This is a genomic window from Copranaerobaculum intestinale (assembly GCF_009831105.1).
Classification (GTDB): domain Bacteria; phylum Bacillota_I; class Bacilli_A; order Erysipelotrichales; family Erysipelotrichaceae; genus Copranaerobaculum; species Copranaerobaculum intestinale.
Window position 1 is genome coordinate 1 of sequence record NZ_WUUQ01000003.1, and the last position, 18789, is coordinate 18789.

The 18789-nt window shown below is 45.2% G+C and carries 32 protein-coding genes; 31 read left to right on the plus strand and 1 reads right to left on the minus strand.

Annotation, left to right across the window (positions count from 1 at the left end; genetic code table 11):
• Positions 1–577: 577 nt before the first annotated feature.
• On the minus strand, positions 578–763 hold the full coding sequence (locus GSF08_RS08430) for a rubredoxin-like domain-containing protein (protein ID WP_160625401.1): 186 nt from the start codon (positions 761–763) through the stop codon (positions 578–580).
• A 573-nt stretch (positions 764–1336) separates the two neighbouring features.
• Between GSF08_RS08430 and rpsL the strand changes: the two genes are divergently transcribed.
• The 31 genes from rpsL to rpsK all read left to right on the plus strand — a co-directional run bounded on the left by rpsL (position 1337) and on the right by rpsK (position 18768).
• Positions 1337–1756 carry a 30S ribosomal protein S12 gene (gene rpsL / locus GSF08_RS08435; RefSeq protein ID WP_160625402.1) on the plus strand — a complete coding sequence of 140 codons (420 nt, stop codon included), beginning with the start codon at positions 1337–1339 and terminating at the stop codon, positions 1754–1756.
• 29 nt (positions 1757–1785) lie between these two features.
• On the plus strand, positions 1786–2256 hold the full coding sequence (gene rpsG / locus GSF08_RS08440) for a 30S ribosomal protein S7 (protein WP_160625403.1): 471 nt from the start codon (positions 1786–1788) through the stop codon (positions 2254–2256).
• Between the two features lie 18 nt (positions 2257–2274).
• On the plus strand, positions 2275–4353 hold the full coding sequence (gene fusA, locus GSF08_RS08445) for an elongation factor G (RefSeq protein WP_160625404.1): 2079 nt from the start codon (positions 2275–2277) through the stop codon (positions 4351–4353).
• 65 nt (positions 4354–4418) lie between these two features.
• Complete coding sequence (tuf, locus tag GSF08_RS08450; protein WP_160625405.1) at positions 4419–5603, plus strand: elongation factor Tu; 1185 nt, start codon at positions 4419–4421, stop codon at positions 5601–5603.
• Between the two features lie 284 nt (positions 5604–5887).
• Positions 5888–6199, plus strand: coding sequence for a 30S ribosomal protein S10 (rpsJ, locus tag GSF08_RS08455; protein ID WP_160625406.1), 312 nt, complete (start codon positions 5888–5890; stop codon positions 6197–6199).
• Between the two features lie 17 nt (positions 6200–6216).
• A complete protein-coding gene (gene rplC / locus GSF08_RS08460) occupies positions 6217–6906 on the plus strand; it encodes a 50S ribosomal protein L3 (RefSeq protein ID WP_160625407.1) in 690 nt (229 codons plus the stop codon).
• Positions 6907–6910: 4 nt separating this feature from the next.
• Positions 6911–7546, plus strand: coding sequence for a 50S ribosomal protein L4 (gene rplD / locus GSF08_RS08465; RefSeq protein ID WP_160625408.1), 636 nt, complete (start codon positions 6911–6913; stop codon positions 7544–7546).
• Positions 7539–7841, plus strand: a complete 303-nt coding sequence (rplW, locus tag GSF08_RS08470) for a 50S ribosomal protein L23 (protein WP_160625409.1) — start codon at positions 7539–7541, stop codon at positions 7839–7841. Before rplD ends, rplW begins: the two co-directional genes overlap by 8 nt.
• 56 nt (positions 7842–7897) lie before the next feature.
• The gene (rplB, locus tag GSF08_RS08475) at positions 7898–8731 is read left to right on the plus strand and encodes a 50S ribosomal protein L2 (RefSeq protein WP_160625410.1); all 834 of its coding nucleotides are present in this window, start codon (positions 7898–7900) and stop codon (positions 8729–8731) included.
• Positions 8732–8752: 21 nt separating this feature from the next.
• Positions 8753–9031 (plus strand): 30S ribosomal protein S19, encoded by a 279-nt coding sequence (gene rpsS / locus GSF08_RS08480; RefSeq protein WP_160625411.1) that lies wholly within the window; start codon positions 8753–8755, stop codon positions 9029–9031.
• A gap of 12 nt (positions 9032–9043) precedes the next feature.
• Positions 9044–9379, plus strand: coding sequence for a 50S ribosomal protein L22 (gene rplV / locus GSF08_RS08485; protein WP_160625553.1), 336 nt, complete (start codon positions 9044–9046; stop codon positions 9377–9379).
• Between the two features lie 11 nt (positions 9380–9390).
• Complete coding sequence (gene rpsC / locus GSF08_RS08490) at positions 9391–10206, plus strand: 30S ribosomal protein S3 (protein ID WP_160625412.1); 816 nt, start codon at positions 9391–9393, stop codon at positions 10204–10206.
• Between the two features lie 2 nt (positions 10207–10208).
• Positions 10209–10625, plus strand: a complete 417-nt coding sequence (rplP, locus tag GSF08_RS08495; protein WP_160625413.1) for a 50S ribosomal protein L16 — start codon at positions 10209–10211, stop codon at positions 10623–10625.
• Between the two features lie 2 nt (positions 10626–10627).
• A complete protein-coding gene (gene rpmC, locus GSF08_RS08500; protein ID WP_160625414.1) occupies positions 10628–10828 on the plus strand; it encodes a 50S ribosomal protein L29 in 201 nt (66 codons plus the stop codon).
• Positions 10829–10841: 13 nt separating this feature from the next.
• The gene (gene rpsQ, locus GSF08_RS08505; RefSeq protein ID WP_160625415.1) at positions 10842–11102 is read left to right on the plus strand and encodes a 30S ribosomal protein S17; all 261 of its coding nucleotides are present in this window, start codon (positions 10842–10844) and stop codon (positions 11100–11102) included.
• A 20-nt stretch (positions 11103–11122) separates the two neighbouring features.
• Positions 11123–11491: a 50S ribosomal protein L14 gene (rplN, locus tag GSF08_RS08510; protein WP_160625416.1), complete on the plus strand. Its 369-nt coding sequence runs from the start codon at positions 11123–11125 to the stop codon at positions 11489–11491.
• Between the two features lie 12 nt (positions 11492–11503).
• Positions 11504–11812, plus strand: coding sequence for a 50S ribosomal protein L24 (gene rplX / locus GSF08_RS08515; RefSeq protein ID WP_160625417.1), 309 nt, complete (start codon positions 11504–11506; stop codon positions 11810–11812).
• Between the two features lie 12 nt (positions 11813–11824).
• Complete coding sequence (rplE, locus tag GSF08_RS08520; protein ID WP_160625418.1) at positions 11825–12364, plus strand: 50S ribosomal protein L5; 540 nt, start codon at positions 11825–11827, stop codon at positions 12362–12364.
• Between the two features lie 14 nt (positions 12365–12378).
• Positions 12379–12564, plus strand: coding sequence for a type Z 30S ribosomal protein S14 (locus tag GSF08_RS08525; RefSeq protein WP_160625419.1), 186 nt, complete (start codon positions 12379–12381; stop codon positions 12562–12564).
• A 24-nt stretch (positions 12565–12588) separates the two neighbouring features.
• On the plus strand, positions 12589–12984 hold the full coding sequence (gene rpsH, locus GSF08_RS08530) for a 30S ribosomal protein S8 (protein ID WP_160625554.1): 396 nt from the start codon (positions 12589–12591) through the stop codon (positions 12982–12984).
• An 18-nt stretch (positions 12985–13002) separates the two neighbouring features.
• Positions 13003–13548: a 50S ribosomal protein L6 gene (gene rplF / locus GSF08_RS08535; RefSeq protein ID WP_160625420.1), complete on the plus strand. Its 546-nt coding sequence runs from the start codon at positions 13003–13005 to the stop codon at positions 13546–13548.
• Between the two features lie 21 nt (positions 13549–13569).
• A complete protein-coding gene (gene rplR, locus GSF08_RS08540) occupies positions 13570–13926 on the plus strand; it encodes a 50S ribosomal protein L18 (protein ID WP_160625421.1) in 357 nt (118 codons plus the stop codon).
• A 13-nt stretch (positions 13927–13939) separates the two neighbouring features.
• A complete protein-coding gene (gene rpsE, locus GSF08_RS08545) occupies positions 13940–14449 on the plus strand; it encodes a 30S ribosomal protein S5 (protein ID WP_160625422.1) in 510 nt (169 codons plus the stop codon).
• 15 nt (positions 14450–14464) lie between these two features.
• Entirely contained in the window at positions 14465–14902 is a 438-nt protein-coding gene (gene rplO / locus GSF08_RS08550) for a 50S ribosomal protein L15 (RefSeq protein ID WP_160625423.1), read from the plus strand.
• 1 nt (position 14903) lies between these two features.
• Positions 14904–16196 (plus strand): preprotein translocase subunit SecY, encoded by a 1293-nt coding sequence (gene secY / locus GSF08_RS08555; RefSeq protein WP_160625424.1) that lies wholly within the window; start codon positions 14904–14906, stop codon positions 16194–16196.
• 1 nt (position 16197) lies between these two features.
• Positions 16198–16842 carry an adenylate kinase gene (locus GSF08_RS08560; RefSeq protein WP_160625425.1) on the plus strand — a complete coding sequence of 215 codons (645 nt, stop codon included), beginning with the start codon at positions 16198–16200 and terminating at the stop codon, positions 16840–16842.
• Positions 16843–16845: 3 nt separating this feature from the next.
• Complete coding sequence (gene map / locus GSF08_RS08565) at positions 16846–17622, plus strand: type I methionyl aminopeptidase (protein ID WP_160625426.1); 777 nt, start codon at positions 16846–16848, stop codon at positions 17620–17622.
• Complete coding sequence (gene infA, locus GSF08_RS08570; RefSeq protein ID WP_160625427.1) at positions 17615–17833, plus strand: translation initiation factor IF-1; 219 nt, start codon at positions 17615–17617, stop codon at positions 17831–17833. Before map ends, infA begins: the two co-directional genes overlap by 8 nt.
• A 22-nt stretch (positions 17834–17855) precedes the next feature.
• Positions 17856–17972: a 50S ribosomal protein L36 gene (rpmJ, locus tag GSF08_RS08575; RefSeq protein ID WP_102267906.1), complete on the plus strand. Its 117-nt coding sequence runs from the start codon at positions 17856–17858 to the stop codon at positions 17970–17972.
• A 17-nt stretch (positions 17973–17989) separates the two neighbouring features.
• On the plus strand, positions 17990–18355 hold the full coding sequence (rpsM, locus tag GSF08_RS08580; RefSeq protein WP_160625428.1) for a 30S ribosomal protein S13: 366 nt from the start codon (positions 17990–17992) through the stop codon (positions 18353–18355).
• Positions 18356–18375: 20 nt separating this feature from the next.
• Positions 18376–18768: a 30S ribosomal protein S11 gene (rpsK, locus tag GSF08_RS08585; RefSeq protein WP_160625429.1), complete on the plus strand. Its 393-nt coding sequence runs from the start codon at positions 18376–18378 to the stop codon at positions 18766–18768.
• Positions 18769–18789 lie beyond the last annotated feature (21 nt).

The following is an 18789-nucleotide window of genomic DNA, read 5'->3' on the forward strand; positions in this document are numbered from 1 at the left end:
CCAGCGGCGACAATAACCGGGCCTGCCCCGTGTGAAGATAGCTCATTGCCAGGTGATCGACTCTCTTCTCTTTGTTGAGAGTCTTTTTTTATTCCTTTCCTGCTTCGGTTCTTGTATAATGAATGATTTTGAAATCTATTATTAAGTATGGTGCTTTATCATTTCATTTATAAGGCGCAGGGGTAAGAAAGCTGCTGATTCTAATACATATTTGGTGAATTGCAGATCGAGTAAAAAAAATATAGATTCCTTAAATATTTAATTTGGCATGTCATGAATGACTGTTGATACATATAGAAGAATCAACAAACTGCTTTATTATCCATAGAACAGTTCATGGAGGACACTAATAAAAGTATGTAGAATTAAATCAATGAGATACATGGGTAAATCATCAATAATTGATATCGTTATGGTTTGATAGCTATGTACATAGTATCTTTATGCAGAATGAAACTGCTGAAGTATTCAATCATCAAGCGTTCATGATGTTTTGGTTATGATAAGTTATGAATAGGCTTGTTCTGATTTCATCAATGATAGATTTGATTAACTGCATAAATAAAAAAATCGTGATCTACACGATTTTACTGTTTTTGATTCGATGAAACTCATCTGTTGCGTTACATACTTCAACTTCAATATTACGTTCTGTGAATTCTGAACGGGAAGCATCACACAATGGGCATTGATAATCATTTGGTTCTTTTTTGAAATCATCGCCGTCGTAGATGTAACCGCATATATTGCACATGTAACTCATTTTCAATGTCCTCACTTTCCAACATGAACAGTATATGAAAAATTGCTGAATAAGTCATGCTAAATGCCCGACAGTTTGATAATGAGAAATCCTTATCCTTATGCCCGGCTTTTCTCACCTGAGAGAGGGACGGATGAGCATGTCCAGGTAAAGTGTATCTTTGATTCATAATGTCAGTTGAGGTACTGATACCCGCTTCTGATTCTTCGGGATATCTGCTGCATTGATATTTTCATAGCTGCGTTTTCAAAATAAATGAATTGCGGTTCTATGTAGCTTTACCTTTGCGAGGATCGTATAATTAGCAGGGCTGCTTACTTTTTCTTTCACATCAATTCCTTTTTTTAAAACCAGTTTTATCATATGTTTAAATGAATGTAATATGATTGTTCTTAGGAAATGCCGCAATGTTCTCATTTCAAAAAATTTATTCAAAAAAAGATTGACATGTTTTTGGAAATCCATTATTATATGTAAGCTAGCGTAGAATTGGTTCCCGTATCAAGGGAACTAAAATTATGCTGTAAGATGGCACACCCGGAAAAGTGTGTTACAAGTGAAAGGAGGATATTCATGCCAACAATTAACCAATTGATCCGTAAAGGTCGTGAACAGAATGTGTGGGTTTCAAAATCACCTGCTTTAAATAGAGGTTACAACTCACTGAAACGTCGTCCTACTGACATCAGCGCTCCTCAGAAACGTGGAGTATGTACGCGTGTCGGTACTATGACCCCGAAAAAACCAAACTCTGCTTTACGTAAATACGCCCGTGTTCGTCTGAGTAATGGAATGGAGGTAACTGCTTACATTCCTGGAATTGGACATAACCTGCAGGAGCACAGTGTGGTTTTGATTCGTGGCGGTCGTGTTAAGGATCTGCCAGGTGTTCGTTACCACATTATTCGCGGTACACTGGACTGTGCTGGTGTTGCGAACCGTAATCAGGCTCGTTCCCGCTATGGCGCGAAGAAACCAAAAGCAGCAAAATAAATCATTCGTGATGAAAGGAGGAAATCTTAATGCCTAGAAAAGGACATATAGCAAAACGCGATGTATTAGTAGATCCTATTTACAACTCCAAGCTGGTCACTCGTCTGATCAACAAAATCATGATTGATGGGAAAAGAGGGGTTGCACAGACGATCCTATACAACGCATTCGATATTATTGAAGTAAAAACAGAGCGTAAACCAATGGAGGTTTTCGAACAGGCGATGGAGAATGTTATGCCGTTGCTGGAGCTGAAAGCTCGCCGTGTCGGCGGTTCTAACTACCAGGTGCCGGTTGAAGTTTCTCAGGAGAGACGCTTAACACTGGCGCTGCGCTGGATTGTAAAATATGCTCGTTTGAGAAGTGAAAAGACGATGGAACAGAGACTTGCTGCTGAGATTATCGATGCAGCGAACGGATCTGGTCAGTCGGTTAAGAAACGCGAAGACATCCACAAGATGGCAGAGGCCAATAAGGCATTCGCACACTACCGCTGGTAGGAAGGAGCCTAAATTATTATGGCACGTGAATTTTCATTAGAAAAAACTCGTAATATTGGTATCATGGCTCACATCGATGCCGGTAAGACGACAACTACAGAACGTATTCTGTACTATACTGGTGTTAACCACAAGATCGGTGAAACACATGATGGAGCTTCCACGATGGACTGGATGGCACAGGAGCAGGAGCGTGGTATCACGATCACTTCTGCTGCTACTACCTGTCAGTGGAAAGAACACCGTGTAAACATTATTGATACTCCGGGCCACGTAGACTTCACGGTTGAGGTTGAACGTTCCCTGCGTGTACTCGATGGTGCTGTAACGGTACTGGATGCAAAAGCTGGTGTTGAACCGCAGACTGAAACCGTATGGCGTCAGGCTACTACTTACGGCGTTCCTCGTATCGTATTTGTCAACAAGATGGATGCTACGGGAGCTGACTTCATTATGTCAGCGGAGTCGATCGTTAAGCGTTTGGGTGCGAAGGCAACTCCGATCCAGCTGCCGATCGGTGCTGAAAGCAGCTTCAAGGGTATCATTGATATTATTGAACGTAAGGCTGAAATCTACACCAATGATATGGGTACAGATATTCAGATTACGGAAATCCCCGAAGAATTTCAGGCAGACTGTGAAAAATATCGCGCTCAGCTGATTGAAATGATCGCTGATTACGATGAAGACTTCATGATGAAAGTCCTGGAAGGTGAGGAACCGACGATTGATGAAATCAAGGCTACGATCCGTAAGGGAGTATGTACCGGTGAATTCTTCCCAGTACTTTGCGGATCTGCTTATAAGAACAAGGGTGTTCAGATGGTGTTGGATGCGGTAATCGCTTACCTGCCTGCCCCGACTGATATTCCGGCTATCAAGGGTACGACCATTGATGGTGAAGAAGTGGAACGCCATGCGAGCGATGAAGAGCCTTTCTCGGCACTGGCTTTCAAGATCATGACGGATCCGTTTGTCGGCAAGCTGTCCTACTTCCGCGTGTACTCAGGTACTGCGAAAGCCGGCACTTATGTTCTGAACTCAACCAAAAATAAAAAAGAGCGTTTTGCCCGTATCGTTCAAATGCACGCAAACTCTCGTAAAGAAATTGATCAGGTTTACGCCGGTGATATCGCCGCTGCCGTAGGTTTGAAGGATACAACGACCGGAGACACTCTGTGTGATGAAAAAAATCCGGTTATTCTGGAATCCATGGAATTCCCTGATCCGGTAATTTCGGTTGCCGTTGAGCCGAAATCTAAGGCAGATCAGGATAAAATGGGTCTGGCGCTTGCCAAACTGGCAGAAGAAGATCCGACCTTCAAGACTTGGACAGATCAGGACAGCGGACAGACAATCATTGCCGGTGTTGGTGAATTGCACCTGGATATTATTGTTGACCGTATGCGCCGTGAGTTCAAGGTTGAAGCCAATGTCGGAGCTCCTCAGGTAGCTTATCGTGAGACAATCCGTCAGAGTGCTGAGTGTGAAGGTAAATACATCAAGCAGTCCGGCGGACGCGGTCAGTATGGTCACGTTTGGATTCGCTTCGAGCCTCAGGAAGAGGGCAAGGGATTCGAATTCGTTGATGCAACTGTCGGCGGAAGCGTACCGCGTGAATTTATCAAGCCAACCAATGAAGGATTGGAAGCAGCTCTGAATAACGGTCTGTTAGCCGGATATCCGGTTGTAGACATCAAAGCTACTCTGTTCGATGGTTCTTACCACGATGTCGATTCATCGGAAATGGCATATAAGATTGCCGCTTCGATGGCGCTGAAGGAAGCCGCTAAAAAATGTAAGCCGGTTATTCTTGAGCCGATTGAAGCAGTTGATATTACGGCGCCTGCTGAATACCTCGGTAGTGTTATGGGTGATGTATCCAGCCGCCGCGGTCAGATTGTAGAACAGGAAGAACGCGGAACTGCGATTATCGTACGTGCGATGATCCCGCTTTCTGAGATGTTCGGATACGTTACAGACTTGCGTTCGTTTACGCAGGGACGCGGTAACTACTCCATGAAATTTGACCATTATGCAGAAGTTCCAAAGAGCGTCACAGAGAAAATTATCAAAAACAACGCTTCCGATAATTAATTGTTGCTTTTGGAAAGCGTTTAGATTAGAATATTAATGAAATCTATAACAGGAGGAAATATAAAATGGCTAAAGAAAAATTTGACAGATCGAAAACCCACGTAAATATTGGTACAATCGGTCACGTTGACCACGGTAAAACTACGTTAACTGCTGCTATTACAAATGTTCTTGCAAAAGACGGAATGGCTCAGGCTCAGGCTTATGACCAGATTGATGGTGCACCTGAAGAAAAAGAACGTGGAATTACAATTAACACTGCACACGTTGAATACCAGACAGCAACTCGTCACTATGCACACGTTGACTGCCCGGGTCACGCTGACTACGTTAAGAACATGATCACTGGTGCTGCACAGATGGATGGTGCTATCCTGGTTGTTGCTGCATCTGATGGACCTATGCCTCAGACTCGTGAGCACATTCTGCTTGCTCGTCAGGTAGGTGTTCCTTATATCGTTGTATTCCTGAACAAATGCGACATGGTTGATGATGAAGAATTGATCGACCTGGTTGAAATGGAAGTACGCGAACTGCTGAGCGAGTACGGATTTGACGGAGACAATGCTCCAATCATCCGCGGTTCTGCTCTGAAAGCTCTGGAAGGTGATGAAAAATACGTTGGCGCTATCAAAGAACTGATGGATGCTGTTGACGCATACGTACCTGATCCTCAGCGTGAAACTGACAAACCGTTCCTGATGTCTGTAGAAGATGTTATGACTATCACAGGTCGTGGTACCGTTGCTACTGGACGTGTTGAGCGCGGTGAAATCAAGCTTGGTGAAGAAGTTGAAATCGTTGGTATCCACGAAACTAAGAAAACAGTTGTCACTGGACTGGAAATGTTCCGTAAGCAGTTGGATGTTGCACAGGCCGGCGATAACATCGGTGCGCTGCTGCGCGGTATTAACCGTGATGAAATTCAGCGTGGTCAGGTACTGGCTAAACCTGGTTCCGTACACCCACACACAAACTTCAAAGCTCAGGTCTATATTCTGACAAAAGAAGAAGGTGGACGTCACACTCCATTCGTTTCTAACTACCGTCCTCAGTTCTACTTCCGTACAACTGACGTTACTGGTGTTATCACACTGCCAGAAGGTGTAGAAATGGTTATGCCGGGTGACAACATTGAAATGACAGTTGAATTGATCGCTCCAATTGCTATCGAAAACAACACAAAGTTCTCTATCCGTGAGGGTGGACGTACAGTTGGTTCTGGTAACGTTACTGAAATCATTAAGTAAAAAATGTAAGAAAAGAAGATGTCCGCATCTTCTTTTTTTGTGTTTGAAAGGGCGAACCCGATCGCGGATAAGCACATCAAAATCCTTTATTTATCGTCTTTTTATGAATTTCGTTTTTTCTGAAAAAAGGCTTGCATTCCGTTGGGCTTTTGTTATATAATACCGTTACGACCGCATGGACGTGCGAGGTTGCTGGCACACTGATAAGCGTTGTCATGGCGCAGTAGCTGGGGAATTCGCATCGAGCGAGTCTATAACCTATATAGACGAAAGGAGATTTATTCATGGCAAAAAACAGCGTAAGAATTCGTTTAAAAGCTTACGAGCACAGAATCTTGGATGCATCTGCAGAAAAGATCGTGCAGGCGGCACAATCTCACGGTGCCAAAAAGATTGTTGGACCAGTTCCGCTTCCAACTGAAAAGCAGGTAATCACGATCCTGCGTGCGGTACACAAGTACAAAGATTCTCGTGAACAGTTCGAAATCAGAACACACAAACGTTTGATTGAGATTGTCGGACCGACAGCAGAAACAATCGACTCACTGAGCCGTTTAGAGCTGCCAAGCGGTGTTGACATCGAGATCAAGCTGTAGTGATGGAGGTGAACATCATGAAAGGTATTTTAGGACGTAAATTAGGTATGACTCAGGTGTTTACAGAAGACGGAACTTTGATTCCGGTTACTGTAGTTGAAGCATGCCCGAACATTGTAATGCAGAAGAAAACAAAAGAGAACGACGGCTATGAAGCTGTTCAGCTCGGCTTTGAAGATATGAAAGAAGCACGCGCTACCAAGGCTGCAGTAAAGCATGCGGCAAAAGCAAATACAGCACCGAAGCGCTTCGCTAGAGAAGTTCGCAGCGAAGAAATGATGAGCTATGGTATTGGTGATGAAGTCAAGGTTGACATCTTTGCGGCTGGTGACTTAGTTGATGTCATCGGTACAAGCAAGGGTAAAGGCTTCATGGGACAGGTTTACCGTAATAACTCAAAACTGGGACCTGCTGCTCACGGTTCAGGACACCACAGACACGTTGGTTCATTGGCTACCAATGGTATTACTTCCCGTCAGGGTAAAATTCTGAAGGGTACGACAATGCCTGGTCAGGAAGGCGGACTTCGCACAACTAACCAGAACCTGGAAGTCATTAAAGTGGATGCTGAGCAGAATTACTTATTAATCAAAGGTAACGTACCGGGACCAAAGCGCGGTATGGTTATCGTTCAGTCCGCTAAGCGTGCCAAGGGCTCTCGTCCGGCTGCGGTATTAGTGGATTACACGAACGCAGAGGAGGAATAGAAAGATGCCTAAGATGGTCGTATTAAACCAGGAAGGTAAAGAACTGCACGAAATTGATCTTTGCCAGGATGTATTTGGCATCGAGCCAAATCAGCAGTGTATCTTTGATGCAATTATTATGCAGCGTGCAAGCATGCATCAGGGAACACATGATACCAAGGGCCGCAGTGAAGTAAGCGGAGGCGGACGTAAACCTTGGCGTCAAAAGGGAACCGGACGTGCGCGTCAGGGTTCTATCCGTGCTACCCAGTGGCGCGGCGGCGGAACGGTGTTTGGACCGACTCCGCGCAGCTATAGCTATCGTTTAAACAAGAAAGTTCGCCGTCTGGCACTGAAATCTGTATTAAGCGAAAAAGTGCTGAGCAGCGATATGATCGTAGTCGACGCACTGAAGCTGGATGCTCCTAAAACAAAGGATTTTAAAGCAGTCATCGAAAATATCAAGGCTGTAAACAAAACACTGTTTGTAGTCGGAAATGAAGAAGATGCTGTGAATGCATTCCTGTCAATGCGCAACATCCCGACGATGATGATGCTGACAGCGGATGCTATCAACGTTTACGACATCGTGAATGCCAACAAGGTTGTATTCACGGAAGCTGCCGTGAAGAATGTTGAGGAGGCGCTCGCAAATGAATAACTATAGAGATATTATCGTACGTCCGATCATCACTGAAAAGACGATGAAATACATGGACGCAGAAAACAAAGTTACTTTCGAAGTTAAGAAGGGATCAAATAAGACCCTGATCAAACAGGCTGTGGAAGCGATCTTCGGCGTTGACGTTGTAAAAGTGAACGTTGTGAATTGCAAGCCTAAGAAAAAAAGAATGGGTAAATACATTGGTACAACCAATGCTGTCCGCAAAGCGATCGTTACAATTGCTGAAGGTCAGGACATCAATTTATTCGGCGAAGAAGAGGCTGCTGAATAGACAGGAAGATTCACACTATTTCCTGTATAAATATGTGTAAGGAGGAAAAGTAATCCATGCCAATTAAGAAATATAAGCCGACGACTCCGGGTCGTCGTGGTATGACAGGATTAACGTTTGAGGAAATTACCGCAAGTAAGCCTGAACGTTCCCTGACAGCGCCTTTAAAAAGTAAAGGCGGACGTAACAATAACGGACGCATCACCACTCGCCATCAGGGCGGCGGACATAAGCGTACGTATCGTATCATTGACTTTAAACGCGATAAGGATCTGATCCCGGCAAAAGTTGCTACGATTGAATATGATCCAAACCGTTCCGCTAACATTGCGCTGCTGAATTATGCAGACGGTGAAAAGCGTTACATCATTGCTCCAAAAGGCCTGACCGTAGGCATGAGCGTTGTATCCGGTGCCGGTTCTGACATCAAGGTCGGAAACTGCATGGAAATGCGCGATATGCCAGAAGGTACCTTCATCCACAATGTGGAATTGAAGCCGGGCAAAGGCGGACAGCTGGCGCGTTCTGCTGGTGTATCTGCTCAGATTTTGGGTATTGAAGATAAGTATGTAACCGTTCGTTTGGGTTCCGGCGAGGTTCGTAAGATTTTAGGAAACTGCCGTGCTACGATCGGACAGGTTGGTAACGAAGATCACAGCTTAGTAAACATTGGTAAAGCAGGACGCTCCCGCTGGAAAGGCATTCGTCCTACCGTTCGCGGTTCCGTTATGAACCCGAATGACCACCCTCATGGCGGTGGTGAAGGACGTACACCGGTTGGACGTAAATCACCAATGACTCCTTGGGGCAAAAAAGCTATGGGTGTGAAAACTCGTAAGAAGAAGCTGGCTTCGACGAAGATGATCGTTCGTCGTCGTAACGGCAAGTAAGCGCAAAGGAGGAAATGAAATATGAGTCGTAGTTTGAAAAAAGGACCTTTCTGTGACGAACACTTAATGAAAAAAGTAGAAGCTCTGAATGCGTCCGGCAAAAAAGAAGTAATCAAGACTTGGTCACGTCGTTCAACCATATTCCCACAGTTTGTGGAACACACTTTTGCTGTTTACAACGGAAAAGAACACCTGCCTGTTTATGTAACTGAAGACATGGTTGGTCATAAATTAGGTGAATTCGTACCGACCCGTAAATATGCGAGTCATGGTTCAGACGACAAGAAAGCGAAAAAATAGGAGGAAACGATGATGGAAGTAAAAGCAACTGCTAAAACATTGCGTATCCCACCTAGAAAAGCTCGTTTGGTAATCGATCTGATCCGTGGGAAAGATGCTGCTGAAGCAGCCGCAATCTTAAGATTTACTCCGAATGCCGCTTCTGTGGCAATCGGTAAGACCCTGCATTCTGCAGTGGCAAATGCTGTAAACAATAACGATATGAATGAAGAAAAGCTTTATGTAAAAGCATGCTATGTAAACGAAGGTGTTACATTGAAACGTTTCATGCCGCGTGCCAAAGGATCTGCAAGCGCGATCCACAAACGCACCAGCCACATTACAGTTGTGGTTGATGAGAGAGATTAAGGAGGTATTCCATGGGACAGAAAGTTAGTCCAATCGGTTTCCGAGTTGGTGTCATCCGTGATTGGGAATCAAGATGGTACGCAGACAAAGAATATGCCGATTATCTGTTAGAAGATATTAAAATTCGTGAATTCTTGATGGCTGAGCTGAAAGCGGCTTCAGTATCAAGAGTTGAAATCGAACGTTCCAAAAACCGTGTGGAAATTATCATCCGCTCTGCTCGTCCGGGTGTGATTATCGGTACCAACGGTGAAAATGTTGAAAACTTGAAAAAGAAAGTGGAAAAGATGGTAGCTGGCAAAACAGTTTACCTGAAAGTCCTGGAAATTGCGAATCCTGATCTGGATGCTCGTCTGGTTGCCCGCAACATTGCGGATCAGCTGGAACAGCGTGCTTCCTTCCGTACAGCACAGAAGAAAGCCATCCAGAGAACTATGCGCTGCGGTGCGAAAGGAATCAAAACATTGGTTTCCGGCCGCTTAGGCGGTGCTGATATCGCTCGTGGCGAAGGCTATTCAGAAGGCGTTGTACCTTTGCACACACTGCGTGCTGATATTGATTACGCATGGGAAGAAGCATCTACAACTTACGGCCGTCTGGGTGTCAAGGTTTGGATCTGCCGCGGTGAAGTTCTGCCGGGCCAGATGGTAACGGAACCAGAAGCACCGAAGAATCCGTATAACGACCGTCGCGGCCGTCGCAGAAATGACCGCAATGATCGTCGTGGAAACAACAGAGGAAATCGCAATGACAACAGAAATGCTTCTGGGTCAAAGCCGGCTCCTCAGGCACAGGCAGGCGCTCCGGCAACTGAAGGAGGTAAATAGTCATGTTAATGCCTAACAGAACAAAATATAGAAGACCTCACCGTTTAAGCTATGAAGGCCGTGCGAAAGCAGGACGTGAAGTAGCTTTCGGTGAATATGGATTGGTAGCGGAGTCTGGTAACTACGTAAGTAACCGCCAGATCGAAGCAGCCCGTATCGCGATGACGCGTTACATGAAGCGTGGCGGAAAAGTTTGGATCAAAATTTTCCCTCACATGGCAAGAACTAAGAAGCCGTTAGAAGTACGTATGGGATCTGGTAAAGGTGCTCCTGAAGGATGGGTAGCAGTTGTACAGCCGGGCCGTGTTATGTTCGAGATTGCTGGTGTGCCGGAAGAAATTGCACGCGAAGCATTCCGTTTGGCTTCCCACAAACTGCCGGTAAAATGCAAATTTGTACGTAAAGGCGAGGAGGAGTAAAAATGACAGCGAAAGAGATCAGAGAAAAAAGCAATACTGAATTAAACCAAGAGATCGAAACGCTTAAGGAAGAACTCTTTAACCTTCGTTTCCAGCAGGCTGTAGGTAACTTGACGAACACTGCTCGCATGAGAACCGTTAAGAAGACCATCGCCCGCATTAAGACAGTGATGACTGAGCGTGAGCTTGGTTCTCAGGAATAGGAGGACGATATAAATGGAAAGATCAAACCGTAAAGTATATCGTGGAACCGTAGTTTCCGATAAGATGGATAAAACGATCACAGTTATCGTTGAAACGAAAAAGACCCACCCGTTATACGGTAAGCGTGTAAAATATTCTAAAAAGTTCAAAGCTCACGACGAGAAGAACGAAGCGAGAATCGGTGATAAAGTAGAGATTATGGAAACTCGTCCATTGTCCGCTACCAAACGTTTCCGCTTGGTGAAAATCGTTGAAAAGGCTGTTGTTCTTTAGGCCATAGGAGGTAATGAGTCATGATTCAAAACGAAACAAGATTACGAGTTGCCGACAACACTGGTGCTAAAGAAGTTTTAGTTATCCGTGGATTAGGCGGAAGTAGACGTAGATATTCAAACATCGGTGATATCGTTGTTTGTACGGTAAAACAGGCAGCTCCAGGTGGAACTGTTAAAAAAGGTGATGTTGTCAAAGCGGTAATCGTACGTACGAAGTACGGTGTGCGCCGTGACAACGGAACATACATCAAATTTGATGATAATGCGGTTGTTATCATTAAAGATGACAACACGCCAAAGGGTACCCGTATTTTCGGCCCGGTGGCAAGAGAACTGCGTGACAGAGATTTCATGAAAATTGTTTCTCTGGCACCGGAAGTATTGTAAGGAGGTGTCTTTGTGAAGATCAAAAAAGGTGATAAAGTTCAGGTCATTACTGGTGCTTACAAGGGCACTATCGCAGACGTAACCAAAGTTTTCCCAAAGGAGGATAAGGTTATTGTCGAGGGTGTCAACATTGTAAAGAAACACCTGAAGCCGACACAGGAAAATCCTGATGGCGGAATTGTTGAAAAGGAAGCTCCGATCCATGTATCAAATGTAATGGCTTATGATGCAAAGGCAAAAACTGCCAGCAAGATCGGCTTCAAAGAAGAGAAAGGCAAAAAGGTGCGCTATTTCAAAAAGACTGGCGCAGTCCTGAAGTAGGAGGGTTAAGATATGAACCGCCTAGAAAAGAAATATAGAGAAGAAGTCATCCCTTTCATGATGAAACAGTTCAATTATGTTTCCGTAATGGAAGTACCGAAAGTTGAAAAGATCGTTATCAATATCGGTGTTGGTGAAGCCATTTCCAACCCGAAGGTGTTAGAGGATGCAGTTGCTGAGCTGCAGCAGATCACCGGTCAGAAGCCAGTGGTAACCAAAGCAAAAAAATCCATCGCCAACTTCAAACTGCGTGAAGGTATGGCAATCGGCTGTAAGGTAACGCTGCGCAGTGTGAAAATGTACGATTTCATGGATAAGCTGATGAACATCTCTTTGCCTCGTGTAAGAGATTTCCGCGGTGTATCCAAGACGGCATTTGACGGCCGCGGCAACTATACATTGGGTATCAAAGAACAGTTGATCTTCCCGGAAATCGATTTCGATAAGGTCAACAAAACTCGTGGTATGGACATTGTCATTGTTACGAGTGCAAAAACAAACGAAGAAGGAACGGCGCTGCTTGAAGCAATGGGTATGCCGTTCAAGAAATAGGAGGACTCAAGGATATGGCAAAAAAAGCAATGATTTTAAAATCAAAACGTCCTCAGAAGTTCCAGGTGCGTGAGTACACACGTTGTGAACGTTGTGGTCGTCCTCACTCAGTTTTACGTAAATACAAACTGTGCCGTATTTGCTTCCGTGAGCTGGCTTACAAAGGTCAGATCCCGGGTGTGAAAAAGGCTAGTTGGTAGGCAGAAGAAGGAGGTATAGTCATGATGATTATGACAGATCCGATTGCTGATATGCTGACTAGAATTCGTAATGGAGTTTCGGCTCGTCACGAAAGCGTGGAAGTTCCAGCAAGTAAAGAAAAAGTGGAAATCGCAAAGATTTTGAAGAACGAAGGATTCATTACCGACTACAGCGTAGCCGGTGATGTTAAGAAAAACATTACGGTTGTATTAAAATACGGACCGAACAATGAAAAAGTGATCAGCGGACTGAAGAGAATCTCAAAACCTGGTTTACGTGTATACGCGAAAGTGGATTCCATCCCACGCGTATTAAACGGATTGGGTATTGCTATCATCTCTACTTCCGAAGGTCTGATGACAGACAAAGAAGCGAAAGCAAAACATGTAGGCGGCGAAGTGCTGGCTTACGTGTGGTAATCTGGAGGTATATAGCTAATGTCACGTATCGGTAATAAAGCGATTACCATTCCTGCCGGAGTGGAAGTCTCCATCTCTGACAAGAATGAGGTGACTGTTAAGGGGCCTAAGGGAACTTTAACGCGTCAGTTTTCAGAGATTTTGGGAATCAAAATTGAAGAAGGCATTTTAACTGTTTCTCGTCCAAACGAAGAGAAGCACACAAAACAGTTACACGGTACTACCCGCGCTCTGTTGAACAACATGGTTGAAGGAGTATCACAAGGATTTGAAAAGACCCTGGAACTGGTTGGTATCGGTTTCCGTTCTGCAGTATCAGGCAACAAATTAACTTTGAACGTCGGTTATTCTCACCCGGTTGAATTTGTGGTAGAGGAAGGCGTGAAAGTGGAATGTGTATCTGCTACCGAAATCAAGGTTTCAGGTATCGATAAACAAAGAGTCGGTGAATGGGCCGCAAACATCCGCGCTGTCAGAAAGCCAGAACCTTACAAAGGCAAGGGTATTCGCTACAAAGGTGAACACGTACGCCGTAAGGAAGGTAAGACGGCAGCTAAGAAATAGTGGGAAAGGAGCAATAAGACTATGCTTAAGAAAGTGTCTAGAAATGATGAACGTATCCGTCGTCATCTGCGCGTTCGCAAGAAAGTGAACGGTACTCCTGAATGTCCCCGTCTGAACGTTTTCCGTTCAAATGCGCACATTCACGCGCAGATCATTGACGATGTCAATGGTAAAACTCTTGTTGCCGCAAGCAGCGTTGATATGAAACTGGCAAACGGCGGTAACGTAGAAGCAGCAGCTCAGGTTGGTAAAGAACTGGCTGTCCGTGCCCAGAAGGCAAAAATTGAAAATGTAGTATTCGATCGTGGCGGATATATCTACCACGGACGTGTTAAGGCTTTGGCTGATGCAGCTAGAGAAGCCGGATTGAAATTTTAAGGAGGTCATGCGAATGGAACGCAAACCAAGAAGAGACCGCGAGCCTAAGGAATTCGAAGAACGTGTAGTCACCATCAACCGTGTAACCAAGGTTGTTAAGGGTGGTCGCCGTTTCCGTTTTGCGGCTTTAGTGGTAATTGGTGACAAAAAGGGACGTGTCGGTTTTGGTACCGGCAAGGCAAACGAAGTTCCTGATGCCATCAAAAAAGCAATTGAAGATGCTAAAAAGAATGTCTTCACTGTACCGGTTGTCAACACGACCATTCCGCACGAAATCACTGGTGTTTACGGCGCTGGTGAAATCTTCCTGCGTCCAGCTTCAGAAGGTACTGGAGTTATCGCGGGCGGTGCTGTCCGTGATGTTTTGGAACTGGCTGGTATCAATGATGTTCTGTCAAAATGTATCGGTTCACGTACTCCGATCAACATGGTGCGCGCTACAATGACTGCTCTGCAGAATCTGAAGACTGTTGAACAGGTAGCTCGTCTCCGTGGAAAAAAGCCGGAAGAAATTCGCGGTTAATAGGAGGGAATAGACATGAAATTACATGAAATGCAATATACAGAAGGTGCACGTTCATCACGTAACCGTGTCGGACGCGGACAGGGATCTGGTAATGGTAAAACTTCCGGTAAGGGACAGAAGGGTCAGAAGGCTCGTTCCGGCGGAGGTGTACGTTTAGGATTCGAGGGTGGTCAGACACCGCTCGCAAGACGTTTGCCAAAACGCGGATTTACAAACTTCACCCGTAAAGAATACGCAATTGTGAACGTAGCGAGCTTGAATCGCTTCGAAGATGGTGAAGTGACTCCAGAGATGCTGATTGAAAGCGGTCTGGTTAAAAAAGAATTAGATGGTATCAAAATTTTAGGTCAGGGCGAATTAACTAAGAAATTGGTAGTGAAAGCTAACAAGTTCTCAAAGTCAGCTGTGACTGTAATTGAGCAGGCAGGCGGAAAAGCTGAGGTAATCTAATATGATAGCCACAGTAATCAGCATGTTCAAGAACAAGGAAATCCGTAAGCGAATCCTGTTCACCCTGCTCATGCTGTTTATCTTCCGTTTCGGTGCGGCAATCGTTGTACCGGGCGTGAATACGGCATCTCTGATGTCTGGTGTAAACAGTAATTCACTGTTGAATATGTTAAATCTGCTGGGTGGAGGTATGATCCAGCAGTTATCCATATTCTCAATGGGTGTGGGGCCATACATTACGGCATCCATCATCCTGCAGCTATTGTCCATGGATGTTATTCCATATCTGACCGAGCTGTCAAAAAGCGGTGCCTCCGGCAAAAAGGTAATTGATCGTTACACACGTTATCTGGCTGTGGTATTGGGCTTTGTACAGGGTCTGACAATGATGATAGCATTTAATCGTTCCTATAACATTATGCCAAATGCAGGCGTTGCCGATTATTTGTTTGTGGTAACCATCCTGTCAGCTGGTTCGATGTTCCTATTATGGGTCGGTGATCAGATTTCCATGAAGGGTATTGGAAATGGTGTATCCATTTTGATCTTTGCGGGAATCGTAGCACGTATGCCGTCTCAGTTCACTCAGGTGTTTCAGCAGATGACCGGCGGTAAAGCCGGCTGGACTGGCATTGCCATGTTCGCGGTTTATATCCTTGTCTATCTGTTGATTATTGTCGGCGTTGTGCTAATGCAGCTGGCGGAACGAAAGATTCCGATTCAGTATACATCCAGCACGGTGCAGACGAAGAAGAAGGACATGACCTACCTGCCGCTGAAGTTAAACTCAGCCAGTGTAATTCCCGTCATTTTCGCTTCTTCCGTGATGATTGCGCCGGCCACGATTGCCAGCTTCTTCACGCAAAACAGCTTTACGAAAGCACTGACGAATTTTACGGATATGACCAAGCCGGTCGGCTTGATCATCTACGTGATTCTGACCATTCTCTTTACGTTCTTCTATACCAAGCTGATGGTAGATCCGGAGAAAGTGGCTGAGAATCTGAATAAGTCAGGCACATATATTCCTGGTATTCGTCCGGGAACGGAAACAAAAGAATACATTAATCAAGTTCTGAATCGTTTAACGGTGCTGGGATCTCTGGCACTGGCCTTCATCGCTGCGATACCGTATCTGATGCCAATGGTTACCAATCTGCCAAAATCTATGGGACTAGGCGGAACCGGAATCATTATCGTTGTCGGTGTTGCCATGGAAACATGGAAGTCTTTGAAGGGTCAGCTGACACAGCGTTCCTACCGCGGATTCATTTCAAAAGCAGAGGGAAACTGATATGAACATTATGATTATGGGAGGACCTGGGGCCGGTAAAGGAACCATGTCTGCCAAGATTGTAGAACATTTCCAAGTCCATCACATCTCGACCGGCAACATCTTTCGTTCTGAGATCAGTAAGCAGACAGAGCTCGGACTGAAAGCTAAAAGCTATTCCGATCAGGGACTGCTTGTTCCGGATGAGGTAACCAATCCGATGGTCAAGAGCTTCTTAGAGAAACTCGATCTGGGTAATGGTTATCTCTTAGATGGATATCCGCGCACAACTGCTCAGGCAGAAGTATTCGATAAACTGACTGAAGGTACCGACCTGTCTGTAGACAAGGTGCTGGTACTGGAGTTGGATTTCGAAATTCTGAAGGAGCGGATCACCGGCCGCCGCATCTGTAAAAACTGTGATGAAATTTATCATATCAAGAACCATCCGTCAAAAACCGAAGGTATCTGTGATAAATGCGGCGGTGAACTGTATCAGCGCAAAGATGATACAATTGAAAGTCTGAGTGTTCGTCTTGATGAGTATAAGAAATCGACCGAGCCGGTTCTTGCTTATTATGAGGCAAAGGGACAGCTGGTACGAATCAATGCTGATCAGCCGATCGATAAAGTGTGGAGTGACGTATTGGAAGCCCTTGAGGCATAACCGATGGTCACAATCAAATCAGCTTCAGAATTAAATTATATGCGGGAGGCGGGACGGATTGTTGCGCTGGCTCACCAGGCGGTTGCCGCAAGCATTCGTCCAGGTATTTCCAGCCGCGAAATCAATGCGATCTGTGAGGATGTTATTCGCTCCTATGGAGCAACCCCATCCTTTAAAGGATTGTATGGATTTCCCGCTGCCACATGCATATCGATTAATTCCGTCTTGGTTCATGGTATCCCTGATGATACGATTCTGAACGAAGGCGATATCGTTTCAGTGGACATCGGAGCCTGTTACCGCGGGTATCACGGAGATTCTGCCTGGACGTATGGAGTCGGCGCGATATCGACTGCCGCGCAAAGCTTGCTCAAGGTGACAAAAGAATCGTTGTTTGCAGGTATGAAACAGGTAAAAGCAGGGAATCGTTTAACTGATATATCCCATGCAATCCAAGCGATTGTATATGAGTTCGGATACAGTATTCCACGCGACTTTTCAGGCCATGGTGTCGGTACCAGTGTTCACGAAGATCCTTCCGTACCAAATTTTGGGGCGGCAGGGCACGGCATTCTCTTGAAGGAGGGAATGACGCTGGCCATTGAGCCAATGGTGATCATGGGGCGACCACAAACCAGAACGCTGCATGACGGCTGGACCGTTGTCAGCAAGGATGGTTCGCTGTCAGCGCATTTCGAACACACGATTGCTGTCACCGCCGATGGGTATGAGATACTCACGACTTTAACCGATAAGGAGGAATATCCAGGTAATGGGTAAACAAGATGTTATTGAGATCGACGGAGTAGTTGAAGATACTCTGCCGAACGCAATGTTCAAAGTGAAATTAGCCAACGGACACACTATACTGGCTCACGTTTCTGGTAAAATCCGCATGCATTACATCCGCATTTTACCAGGGGATCGTGTTACTGTTGAAATTTCACCTTATGATTTAACACGTGGGCGCATTACATTCCGTCATAAGTAGGGCGGGATAAGGAGGAAAACGCATGAAAGTAAGACCATCTGTAAAACCTATATGCGATAAATGCCGCGTCATTAAACGTAAAGGCCGCGTCATGGTTATTTGTGAAAACCCGAAACACAAACAAAGACAGGGAAATTAATGGAGGTGTAATAGAGAATGGCTCGTATTGCAGGAGTAGATATCCCACGCGATAAACGTGTGGTTGTATCCTTAACTTATATTTATGGTATCGGACGTCAGACTGCTGAAGATATCCTGAAAACAACAGGCATCAGCGAAGACATCCGCGTAAAGGATCTGAGTGAAGATCAAGTAAATGCCATCCGTAATGAAGTAGATAAAATTAAAGTAGAAGGTGATTTACGCCGTGATGTTCAGTTGAACATCAAACGTCTGATGGAAATCGGATGCTACCGCGGAATTCGTCACCGTAAAGGTTTACCGGTTCGCGGTCAGCGCACCAAAACAAATGCCCGTACTCGCAAAGGTCCTAGACGTGCAGTAACTGGCAAGAAGAAATAAGAAGATAGGAGGAAGCAATCATGGCAAAAACAACCAAAGGCGGACACAAGCGTCGTGCCCGTAAGAATATAGCTCGTGGATGTGCACATGTTCATTCTACATTCAATAACACGATCGTAACGATCACGGATGAGAACGGTAACGCAATTGCATGGTCCAGTGCCGGAGCATTAGGATTCAAAGGTTCCCGTAAATCAACACCGTTCGCTGCACAGATGGCTGGTGAAGCCGCTGGTAAAGCCGCAGTTGATAACGGAATGAAGACAGTATCTGTTAACGTAAAAGGCCCAGGCCCAGGACGTGAAGCAGCTGTCAGAGCTCTGCAGGTTGCAGGATTAGAAATTACAATGATCAATGATGTAACTCCTATTCCTCACAACGGATGTCGTCCGCCAAAACGGCCACGTGGTTAATCATAAACTATACTGAGGAGG